Below are 11,368 nucleotides of genomic sequence, written 5' to 3'. Positions count from 1 at the left end.
GAGGTGAAACGCTGCTGCGGCCACGATAGTTTAGGGGTAGCCCTACGCAAAAATAGCTCGATGCCAGGATTCATTTTTCAAGCAAAAGCCTTCTCAAACTAATTTGAGAAGGCTTTTGTTTTTGCTGAAAATCATAAAAACGTTAAACTATAACGCTTGTAGTCAGCGATTAACTCTACTCAAGAAAGAAGTCGAATGGCTCCAAGAGGTAGATAAGTTCGCCTTAGAGACCATTTATAAAGTAAATCTTTAGACGACTAGACGACGTAGCATAATACGAGTCATAACAGCATATATTGCAGCTTCACTCCTGCACAGGAAGACGCTCATAATCCTTACTAAGACGACGGTACTGGTTAAACCAACAATCATGTTCTTTCTACTACCCAACGTTTGGGTAAAACCTGAAATTCTTGATTAAGTAGGTCAACTTAATTAAACGTAAAACGCTCAACTTGATACTGACCTTGCTTGGCTCTATTATTTATACCATCCATAATAGCGATGCCTGCGGCGGGCTACGCCTACGCTAATTCATATTCATCCTCAAAAACTCGGACGTCTTGCTCATCACGCTTGAGATGCAACCATTCGTCTTCAATGCGATTCATTTGAGGGCTATAGGGAGGTAGAAAAAAGATGTACAAACGCAAGCTGAGTGCCAACGTTGATGCTGCTGGCGAGCCAAATGACTTTTGTGAACAGAGGCGTTATCGTGAATGATGACGGTGATTTGTCCGGTTTCCAGTAAGCGACGTGCCGCTGTTTGGGCTTGCCAATCCATAAGTTGCACATAGGTTGGTGCAATCAATGTTCCCAGCATCAAAGCATAATCAAAACTAACTTTCGGCTCCCAAATACCGAAGATGTTGATCCGTCTACCCCGTCGTCTATTTTGTCGAATACGTTTTTGCTCTCCCCTACGCCCATAAGTGTAATCAGTGGGGCTAGTGCAGTAGCAACCAGATTCATCCAAGTACTTTAAACAAACCAATCCTAATTGCGCCCACAGCTTGAGTAATTCCCAATCTCGGCGTTTGGCTTGTAAATATTCTGCGTTGTGACTTAAAGCTGGACAGTAGCGGATACGTTTCCAACACCACCCCTTTTTTTGAGTAGTCGCCTGATTTGTTCGGCTCCTAACTCGATTTGTCGTTCCTCAAATAGCTTTTGACTTAGCTGCCGAGCACTATAGCGGCGATTTTGTCCCAAGCATTTTTCTACTACTTGCCAATCTTCTTGTTGCCAAGTTCTTTTTTTTCCACGTCCAGGCGCTTCCCACAAACCGCCTAAACCTTGACATTGCCAGCGTTTAATTGTCTGCCTTACCGTCTGTTGTGCCCAACCTAAATACTCTGCAATAGTACGGTACATTCCATCCGTGGGCATTGAGGCGCAAAGCGATCGCTCTTTGTTTGGTTCGACGTGGTACTTTATCTGCACAGCTGAGTTCTAAGAGTGTACGAGCTTCTTCAGTAGTTAGTATTATTCTTAACGCACTAGGCATTATTTATCACTTAATTTCTGAACTCTATCTATCTTACGTTTTTTTTGGTTGATCTACTTACCATAAAATAATTTTGCAAGAGGTCTAATCTTTATTGGGTGTTGGGTTTAAAAAAGCGACTTCCTCTCAAAAGTATTTTGCTTATTAAGCGTGTCACTATAGAAAATAGAGCAGCAAATTGAGCAATAGGAAGATTAAAGAACCTGTGCAGATAACATTCTTAGGTACGAGTTCCGGTGTACCCACGCGATCGCGCAATGTTTCCAGTGTCGCCCTGAGATTACCCCAAAGGGCAGAACTGTGGTTATTCGACTGTGGCGAAGGCACCCAGCATCAAATTATGCGGAGTGAACTGAAAATTAGCCAACTCTCGCGAATTTTTATCACTCATATGCACGGCGACCACATCTTTGGCTTGATGGGACTTCTTGCTACTTGCGGCTTGGCAGGCAATGTGGAACGAATTGATATATATGGACCACCTGGATTAAATGATTACATTCAAGCCGCCTCCCGTTACTCCTACACACACTTTTCCTACCCCATTAAAGTCCATGCCATCCGTCCTGGGGTAATTTATGAAGACGACGACTTCACCGTTAGCTGCGGTAATTTGCATCATCGCATTACAGCTTTCGGCTACCGCGTAGCCGAAAAAGACCGATCAGGACGCTTTGATATTGACAAAGCCAAGGCGTTGCAAATTCCTCCTGGTCGGGTTTATGGTCAACTTAAGCGCGGTGAAACAGTGACGCTTGCGGACGGACGGGTGATTGATGGCACTCAATTATGCGGTCCTACAGAAATTGGTCGAAAAATTGCCTATTGTACAGACACAATTTATTGTGATGGTGCAGTGGAATTGGCAAAAGATGCAGATGTATTAATTCACGAAGCAACCTTTGCTCATCAAGATGCAGACATGGCTTTTCAAAGGTTGCATTCCACAACCACAATGGCAGCGCAAACAGCTTTAGCTGCTGGGGCACATCGACTGATTATGAGTCATTTCAGTCCCCGCTATGCTCCTGGCAATACCTTAGAATTAAAGGATCTTCTTCAGGAAGCCCGTGCTATTTTTCCCCGTACTGACATGGCTTATGATTTCATGATTCATGAAGTACCCAGGCGGCGGCAAGTAGAGTTAACCAAGGTAAGCGTTTAAATTTTGGATTTTAGATTTCCTATTCAACCCTTCTAATCTAAAATTAACCAGGCTCTATCTTGGAGTTTAGTAGTCTAACTTATCATGTCCAGCAAATAGACAGCAGTTTAGCTTGAGGAGTAAGTCAAATAGTTACCTAAGAATTTACGTTTCACTAAGTGTATCAATAATCTACAACTATTATGCTTTAGATATTTTTATCAATGTATTTCTTATATTACAAGTTATTTTAATAACTTTAATAGGATAGTACTGTTGTAAATCAGAAAATTTTATACTTAAATACTTAAGAAAAATAATTAATTTTTCGTCAAGATTTTTCTTCCTTAAATAAAATATTTATTAAAAATTTATTCTTCCAACACTGATTAAGAATTTATATGCATGAATTGATGAACATGAAAGCACCAGTTGGCATAATATTGTGCCAAGTGAACTTGTCATTGTTGGAAGAATAATTAAGTATGCTATTGCGGCTATAGGTGTAAAAAAACATTTCACATTTTTCATAAATCTTCCAAATAAATATAGTGTTTCGATATTAAAGGAGTTTGATAGTGGCTAAGACTAGTCTGAATCAAGAGCAACAGATTACTACTTCAGCACAAGGCGCAGTTGACATCAGACAACTATCTACTATTTTGCTTCGCCGACGTTTGCTGATCTTAGGGGTTTTCTGTGTAGTAATGTCAGGTGCTAGCCTCCTAGCTTTCATTGCCAAACCTACTTACCAGAGCAATATGCAGATATTGGTAAATTCCAATTTATCTGAAGGTACACAGTTAAATAATATCCCAGAAAGCGCAGACACCAAGCTTACTGAACCCAATTATCAAGTTGTTGATTCTACTACTCAGATGAAACTCATGCTGAGTTCTAAGTTGCTTCAGAAAGCCGTAGATTTACTTCATTCTGATTATCCTGATATTACCTTAAAGGATATCAATGGTCAAATAGAACAGAACAAAAAAGCACCTCTAGAGGTGACTCCAGAAGAGGGAGGTATAGGAGCTAATAAAGTTTTTAGTCAATTATTTAAAGTTTCCTTTAATGATGACGATCCCGTCAAAACACAAAGAGTACTTCAAGCTATACAAAAAGTATATCAAAACTACAATAAAGAGCAACAAAAAGAACGTCTCAATCAAGGACTGGATTTTGTAAATGCTCGCCTACCTGAAATAAAAAAAGAGGTGAGTAAAGCTGAGAAAAATTTGGAACAGTTTCGCAAGAAACATAAATTACTCGATCCCCAAGTCCAAAGTAAAATCCTGCTAGAGTCTCTAGCTGATATTCAAAAACAGCTACAAAGCACTCGTGCCCACCTTCAAGATGTAAACGTTCGCTACGAAAATCTAGAGCAACAAATAGCCTCCTCGTCTCAGCAGAATGCACTAATTTCTTCTCGTTTAAATCAGTCAAGTCGTTACCAAACGCTATTGAGTGAAATTCAAAAAACTGAACTAGCGTTAGCTAAGGAACGGCTGCGCTATACAGACGATTACCCATCGGTACAGAAACTAAAGCAGCAACGCCAAAGTCAACTGTCGCTATTACGACAAGAGGTCAAAACTATTACTACTAGCAGTAAGGGAGAACCGCTTTTAAAAGAGCAAATGCTCGGGGTTGAGCCAAAGCTAGTAGACGAGTTAATTTTGCTACAGACAACTGTCTTAGGACTAACTGCTAATGAAAAGAATCTAGCCGAGTCAGAACAGCGACTTCGCTTTGAGTTAAACAAATACCCAAGCTTAATAGCAGAGTATAACCGTCTGCTGCCAAAGGTGGAAACTAGTCGTAAAACCCTTGAACAATTACTCCAAGCACAACAGTCCTTGGGACTGAAAATTACTCAAGAAGGATATAGCTGGCAAGTTTTGGCAGAACCTGCTCTAGGTACTTATATGGGGAGCAACAGATTAGTATTTTTAGTTGCAGGGGCGGTAATTGGGCCGATTTTAGGTATCTTAGCAGCCCTGATTTTGGAAAAGTTTAGTGACGCTATTTATTGTGTCGGAGATTTAAAAAAACTGACGAACCTACGTGTACTGGGGTCAGTACCAAAACTACCGTTGTGTGGTGTCAAAAAACAGCGGCTGGGTCTGCCTTGGAATGGGCGGCGAAGCTCAGATTCCTTTATCGTAGAAGCCAGTACTAAATTACCCGTCCATGAAACCCTGGACATGATCTACCAAAATATTCAAATATTAAAATATCCCTTACCCTTCAAGTCGTTGATGTTGACTTCAGCAATACCAGGGGAAGGGAAGACAACTTTAGTATTAGGGCTTGTAGCTAGCGCTACCCGGATGCATCGACGGGTATTAGTTATTGATGCTAATTTACATAATCCTAGCCTGCACAAAATCCTGGAACTATCTAATGACTGGGGACTATCTCTGTTATTAGTTGATGAGACAACAACTCATTTTCAAGATTACATTCAGCCTATTCACCCCTGCATTGATATTTTGACTGCTGGGCCTGAAGCAGAAGACACGGTGAAATTGCTCAGTTCTCAACGGATGAAAGAACTAATTGAGTTGTTTGAGCAAAGTTATGACCTAGTACTGATAGATGCTCCACCTATTTTAGGTACAGTTGATGCCAGAATTGTGGCAGCTTTTTGCAATGGGATCGTAATGGTAGAGCGTATGGGAAAAGTGACGCGAACTGAACTGACTCAAGCAACAGAAATTTTGAGTAAGTTGAATTTAATTGGAATTATCGCTAATGAAGTGAGCAATTCTCAGAAAGTATTGGCATCATAAATCGAAGAAGAAAAGTTTCTCTTCCACAGCAGTAAGATTTGGACGATTCACTTTCCCCAATTACTGCAACGATTTTTGACTGTATCCTCAACCGAGTAGGAATATATTCGAGCAATGCGATCGCTCAGTGATTGCATCTGCTCACATTTAAAATAACGAGGTCAGTAGGAGCTTGCCCAATACGGCTCAGTTAGGCAAAAAAACCTTAACCTGCGTAGTTTGGGTTGAGGAACGAAACCCAACAATTAACGCTTGATTTTGGGTTTAACTTCGGTTCAACCCAACCTACGATTATCCTTAACTGAACCTTATTGGGAGCTGACCTGACTGGCAGTTAGCAATATTCAGGCTACTATACTGGATAGCAAGTAAATAAATATACTGATGTGTTATAGCCGACTGAGATAGTAAACTATTCAACACATTAAAACAAAGCTAATGAAAAAACTATTTGCAACTTTTAATATTTTGGTGTTTTTATTGCCCCTAACTGCTGTGGCTAGCAGCACAAATGACGATTTGTCATTCTTCGAGAGCAATAACAATTTGATCATCGCACTGGATAACAAGACTAATACTGCATGTTCTTTCAATACCAAGACTAATTCAGTTGTTAAAATGTCTGATGTTAAGTTTACTAATACCCGAATAGTTGGGGCTTCTTACTGGTGGGTAAAACTAAGCGGCAACCTGAACCATTTTCTTAATCCTAAAACATTTAAAATTAGCGAAATTAAAGGGAAATGGAGCGATAATAACGTCATGTTAATCAAGAGACAACATTACAAAGACTATGCTGCTTACACGGAAAATCTCGGTGCAAACTGTGTTAAAGAAGGCGGCTTAAATGAAGTAGCTAAGAAGATGATAAGGTAACTTATATTACATTTAATCTAAATTATGAGAATTTTTTACTGTGCATTTATCTGCTTCTACCCAAGTAATTTAGCAGGTGTTAATGCAATGCCTAACAATAGCAATAACTAGCGGCATTGGGCATTGGAAACAGGTAAAGGAGAAGAATTCTCCCCCTGCCTCCTATCTCATGACTTCTTCACCTGATTTCTACCTTATAGCTAAAGCAAAATGCATAATTAGTAGGAGGTGGCAACCTCCTGCGTTGGAGAAGTGTCTCATCTTAAAGTAGTAGACGCCATAATCCAAAGCGTCAATTAGATACTAATGTGATTAGATGACCAGCATGAAATTCCAACTTTACTTAGGCTTTTTATTTTCCCAGATTAAAGTACGTCATTGGTGGGTAACTGTCCTCTTGTGGATTGCTTTGGTTGCCCCAGCTCAAGCGTCTGTAATTCTGCGCGTGGCAATTGAGAGGGGAGTTAATCAGGTAAAAGTAGGCAGTTCCACCACTGGAATCGTCAAGGATAGTACCGGCCGGACTCTGGGACAGTTACCAGCGATGAGTGCATATTATGCCCAAGCTATTTCTGGCGGTGTGGCTCTAGATAAGTGGCAGTCTGGTTTATTTTGGATTGAGCCAACAGGTAAAGGATTCGTTTATATTGGCGATCGCTGGTATCGGGGTAGAACTCTGGTTGTTCCCACAGACAAAGGCTTAACGGCTGTTAACTGGGTTGATGACCAAGAGTATCTCTACAGCGTTCTCGGTGGCGAAATGAGTGCTAGCTGGCCCCAAGAAGCACTAAAAGCCCAGGCGATCGCAGCTCGCACCTACGCCCTCTACGAGCGAGAAAAACAACGAAGTAATCCCGTTTACGATTTAGGCAATACCCCCGATCGCTGGCAAATTTACAAAGGTGTAATCAGTGAATCTCCTGCTACTTACAAAGCAGTTGATGAAACAGCAGGACAGGTACTAACTTACAAAAACCGGATTATTCTCTCAGTCTTCCACGCTTGTTCTGGAGGACACACCGAAAACGTTGAAGACGTTTGGGGAAATGCGTTGCCGTACTTGCGGGCTGTTCAAGACTACGATCAAAATATCAGTGAGTGTAATTGGGTAAAAACCTTCTCTTCCAGTGAGATTAGCGCTAAATTCCCTGAAGTTGGCAGTGTAACGGCGATGATTCCAGAGACATACTCGCCTTTCCGCAGTGTTAAAGTCTTGAAAATTGTTGGTAACAAAGGCACAAAGGTTCTACAGCGCGAGCAAGTGCGGACAGCGCTGAAGCTAAAAAGTACCCGCTTCAGCGTCAGCAAGGGAGCAGATGGTGGTTTTGTACTTCAAGGGCTTGGCTTTGGTCATGGTTTGGGCATGAGTCAGTGGGGAGCGTACAATCTGGCTCGGCAGGGAGTGAACCACCTGCAAATTTTGGGACATTATTATCAAGGTGTAGCCTTAACACCAATTCAGGCGAAGTAAGGAGAAAGTTAGGAGTTAGGAGTTAGGAGTTTTAAATAAATCTTAATTATTTACTCCTGACTCTCAACTCTTTACTGTTAACTCTATTCCCCACTCCCACGTTCCAAGCGCCGTTGCCATTCAGCGTCAATTTGTGCAGAACGCTCAACTTCTTGGTCGAGTAAGTCAGTTTCGCTAGAATACACTAAATCTTCGTTGCCAATGACTTTTTCTGCTGCAAATTGTTGGGCATAGTCGATTTTTTGTTGCAAAGCTGCATCAGGACTTGCCAATAGCTTTGATCTGGAAAGGCGATCGCGGTTGCGATCGCCTATTTTGCGATTACGCCACCGAATCCAGAAATAACGCAATAACGGGATGCCTAAGAAACCTGCTCCGTAAGCCAATAGTAGCCAATAAATTCCTTGCACAAAAGCTACCAGTCCACCTAATTGAGCAGCAACAGTGCCATCTCTCAATAAACTTCCCAGTACTAAGGCAAGAACAAAATTTAGTACACCCAACCCAGCACTCAGCATAATTTGCCCGGAACTTGCAGCACTAAAACGCCAGGGAAATTCCTCCAAGTGGTCTGATATTGCATAACGGCGCTTTTTAACTGCACTCACCTGCAACTCTGGGAAGTAATAAACAATTTGCCCTTCTGGGCTGACACCCGGTTGCCCATTAAATCGCATCAGAACGGGCAGCATATAATCTTCGTAGTCTCTTGTATATCCCTCGCCAATATCATCCAAATATGGGGCAATTTGTTCCGCTACAACTGCGCCACGGTTACTCCGAATCACTGTAGCAATTTCTTGCCAGCGACGTTCTTCTAAGTTGGCGTTAGGATTACCATCGCCAAACAAAAATGAAAACACAGCTTCAAAGAAATTCAGATTGCTTTCTTCTCGCCTTTCACGTCGCCGTTCCTGATAGTGGGTGTCATAATTTGGGCTAAGATACCAGAATAAATTTGGAAAATAGAAGAACCCCCCACCCCCAAAACTACTGCCCCGATTGTCGCCGTCACGATCTGAATTGGCAGCAGTAATGATCATGAAGATGGTAACAGTTATAAGGGCGATGGAAACAGTTAAGAAAATTCCAAAAGAAATGCGAATCAGGTAAAACAGAACACTCCAGACCTTTTTCCACCATTCCTGCAACCGTAATCGGAAGTATTTATTACGCAAAATTGCTCGAAAATTTTGTGGAAAAAGGAAAACTATATCACCTGAATCCGCCACTTGCAAATGTCCCCCAGCATCAGATGCCAGGGCTAATAAACTTTGATTAGCTTCAGCGACATTCAATCCTGCCTGGGTTGCCACATCACCAACAGTGACACGGTAGCCCAGTTTTTCCACAGCTTGCATGATGGTGGGACTAGGAGCCATTGCTCTCCCCTCCTGTTGAAACTTAATTCCCTTTTCTTAAGTATAAAGTTTTATTTTGAGCGACTTAGCAGGGGTAGAAATAAAGCATGAAATCATTAAAAATAGAAATTCTTACTATTTCATCTATATGAAAGCCATTGTCAGTCCATACTTTGAAGCTCAAGGCCCTTCGCAATTTATTCAAAGAGGACGCTTCGTTGAACACCCCGATGTAGCGCCAAGGGTCGGCAAATTCTTTTGGGGTTGTTGGAGGCAGGATGCGAAATAGAATTTGCACCGCCGCCAGAACTGTGCATCTCAATCCTTCGCCAATCAATCCTTGCAGTACACGACACTAAATATATTGACTATCTCAGGGTTGCTTGGTCGCATTGGTCACAAAATCAGAATGCTAGCACTGAAATCTTTCCCAATATTTCTCCAAACCGCCATATGGTCAATTTCAACGAAAACCCTGTTGCTTTAGCGGGATGGTACATCGCTGACTGTGCGGCACCAATCGGACAATTCACATGGGAAAACTCACTAGGTAGCGTATCTGCGGTGATTGTAGCGACATCTCGGATCAAAGCTGGGGAACTGGTTGTTTATGCTTTGTGTAGACCAAGTGGACATCATGCTTGCCGCGATATGGCAATGGGCATGTGTTTCTTAAATAACAGTGCCATTGCTGCTGTTGAGCTTCGTAAGCAATTTGACCGAGTGGCAATTATTGATATTGATATGCATCACGGTAACGGTACGCAGCAGATTTTTTATCAGCGTGGCGATATTTTAACAATCTCGATTCATGGCGATTCGAGAGATTTTTATCCCTTCTATAGTGGCTTTGAAAACGAATATGGCTCAGGCGATGGCGAAGGATATAACTTGAACATTCCACTGCCAAAAGGAAGCAATGAGGCTTTTTATCTAAAAGCTCTAGAAAAATCTGCCAGCAGGGTGTTATCGTTCAAGGCTGAAGCTTTGGTAGTGGCGACAGGTTTCGACACCTTTAAATCTGATCCCCTGGGTTGCTTTGCGCTGGAGTCTAATTCCTACTATAAAATCGGTAGAATGATTCGCTCTTTGAATCTACCGACACTATTTGTGCAAGAGGGTGGATATTTCGTTGAAGCCTTACGGGAAAATGCTCGGCAACTCGTTAAAGGTTTTGAAAACGTTTGAATAGTAGCTAATGCTGGTGTAGGTAGTTGCTGTTCATTAACGAAATCTTTACATAAATTTGGTAAATCAACACTAAAGTGAATCAGCAAACAAATAACCTGACACGCAACATGTTATAATCATTTGCCTCAGCTTGGTTAACCAGCAAATTTTCTGCTCAAATATGGTTCAGTATACTCTCGCTCAAAGCCCAGAAATTATCCTTACTGTTTCTGGAAAAGATTCAGCAAAAGCCCGTGATAAAGCAATGGATCAGTTAATGGAACTGATGGATGCAGGTAAGCTACCCACGGAACTGGAAGAAGGATTTGGCCCTCAACAATTAATTGAGGTTAAAGAGTCAACTATTGATACTGTTAGCGGTGAGGATAGCATTACACAAGCTGTCCAGGTTCTGAGTAACCTGGCGACACTCAAGTTGAAAGTTCAGGAGTCACGAGCTGAAGCGTTGGAAATTCGCAAAGCGGTTGATGTTCTGTTCACCGACGAATCGGTGACAGAAGAGGAAATTACTCGACTCAAGGAAGGTTTTAAAGTTCTCAAAAATTTTGCCCAGGCTAATGTGCGTTACCAAGAAGCGCGATCTAAAGCAGAACAGGCTCGGCAGACTCTGGATCAAGCTCTCAAATCGCCTGACAAGTAACATTTACAGAGTTAGATGCATTGAGATGCGTCTAAAAAATGTAATTAAACACTCTAAAAGACAGGCTTAACAGCCTGCCTTTAGATTTACTGGGGCGCTAGGATTCGAACCTAGGGATGGCGGGACCAAAACCCGCTGCCTTACCACTTGGCTACGCCCCAACGACTTTACTCTAGTTAATATAGCAGTTAGCCCTGGGTTATTGTCAAGTACTTTTATATTTAATTTCAGACAAAGGGTTTTTACAGCAGAAAATTGATTGGTTTGAATTCCTACAGTTCAAGTTAAGTTGACGCAAACAGGCAAAGGCAGAAAGTTCAACGAGGATGATACCTGTGATGCCTTCGCATCTAAATCTGCTCTGTTTGAGTATGAATGCTTTTGCG

General features: G+C 41.7%; 8 protein-coding genes, 1 tRNA gene and 2 pseudogenes. 6 read left to right on the top strand and 5 right to left on the bottom strand.

Annotation, left to right across the window (positions count from 1 at the left end; all coding sequences use genetic code 11):
- Nucleotides 1–249: 249 nt before the first annotated feature.
- The 3 genes and pseudogenes from LC586_RS31460 to LC586_RS31450 form a co-directional block, all read right to left on the bottom strand.
- Nucleotides 250–416, bottom strand: a pseudogene (locus LC586_RS31460) (transposase); the annotation flags it as partial.
- Between the two features lie 108 nt (nt 417–524).
- Nucleotides 525–976 (bottom strand): annotated as a pseudogene (locus tag LC586_RS31455) (transposase).
- An 89-nt stretch (nt 977–1,065) separates the two neighbouring features.
- The gene (locus LC586_RS31450) at nt 1,066–1,443 is read right to left on the bottom strand and encodes a helix-turn-helix domain-containing protein (protein WP_229489356.1); all 378 of its coding nucleotides are present in this window, start codon (nt 1,441–1,443) and stop codon (nt 1,066–1,068) included.
- A 269-nt stretch (nt 1,444–1,712) separates the two neighbouring features.
- Between LC586_RS31450 and LC586_RS31445 the strand changes: the two genes are divergently transcribed.
- The 4 genes from LC586_RS31445 (at nt 1,713) to LC586_RS31430 (ending at nt 7,790) form a co-directional block, all read left to right on the top strand.
- Nucleotides 1,713–2,672, top strand: coding sequence for a ribonuclease Z (locus LC586_RS31445; RefSeq protein WP_229489354.1), 960 nt, complete (start codon nt 1,713–1,715; stop codon nt 2,670–2,672).
- Nucleotides 2,673–3,229: 557 nt separating this feature from the next.
- Nucleotides 3,230–5,443 (top strand): GumC family protein, encoded by a 2,214-nt coding sequence (locus LC586_RS31440; protein ID WP_229489352.1) that lies wholly within the window; start codon nt 3,230–3,232, stop codon nt 5,441–5,443.
- A gap of 438 nt (nt 5,444–5,881) precedes the next feature.
- A complete protein-coding gene (locus tag LC586_RS31435) occupies nt 5,882–6,319 on the top strand; it encodes a hypothetical protein (protein ID WP_229489351.1) in 438 nt (145 codons plus the stop codon).
- Nucleotides 6,320–6,644: 325 nt separating this feature from the next.
- Complete coding sequence (locus LC586_RS31430; protein ID WP_229489362.1) at nt 6,645–7,790, top strand: SpoIID/LytB domain-containing protein; 1,146 nt, start codon at nt 6,645–6,647, stop codon at nt 7,788–7,790.
- 83 nt (nt 7,791–7,873) lie between these two features.
- Here the strand turns inward: LC586_RS31430 and LC586_RS31425 are convergent, their stop codons facing one another.
- Nucleotides 7,874–9,172 (bottom strand): hypothetical protein, encoded by a 1,299-nt coding sequence (locus LC586_RS31425; protein ID WP_229489349.1) that lies wholly within the window; start codon nt 9,170–9,172, stop codon nt 7,874–7,876.
- A 237-nt stretch (nt 9,173–9,409) separates the two neighbouring features.
- Here LC586_RS31425 and LC586_RS31420 point away from each other — a divergent pair, with 237 nt between their 5' ends.
- Both LC586_RS31420 and LC586_RS31415 read left to right on the top strand, forming a co-directional pair.
- On the top strand, nt 9,410–10,339 hold the full coding sequence (locus tag LC586_RS31420) for a histone deacetylase family protein (protein ID WP_229489347.1): 930 nt from the start codon (nt 9,410–9,412) through the stop codon (nt 10,337–10,339).
- A 163-nt stretch (nt 10,340–10,502) separates the two neighbouring features.
- Nucleotides 10,503–10,982 (top strand): hypothetical protein, encoded by a 480-nt coding sequence (locus tag LC586_RS31415; RefSeq protein ID WP_229489345.1) that lies wholly within the window; start codon nt 10,503–10,505, stop codon nt 10,980–10,982.
- 89 nt (nt 10,983–11,071) lie between these two features.
- On the opposite strand, the gene LC586_RS31410 is transcribed toward LC586_RS31415, so the two are convergent.
- Nucleotides 11,072–11,143: transfer RNA gene (locus LC586_RS31410), tRNA-Gln, on the bottom strand.
- Between the last annotated feature and the right edge of the window lie 225 nt (nt 11,144–11,368).

Source organism: Nostoc favosum CHAB5714, from assembly GCF_020829495.1.
Lineage (GTDB): Bacteria > Cyanobacteriota > Cyanobacteriia > Cyanobacteriales > Nostocaceae > Nostoc > Nostoc favosum.
The sequence above is the reverse complement of the archived record's forward strand: the minus strand, read 5'-3'. Positions and strand labels throughout refer to the sequence as shown.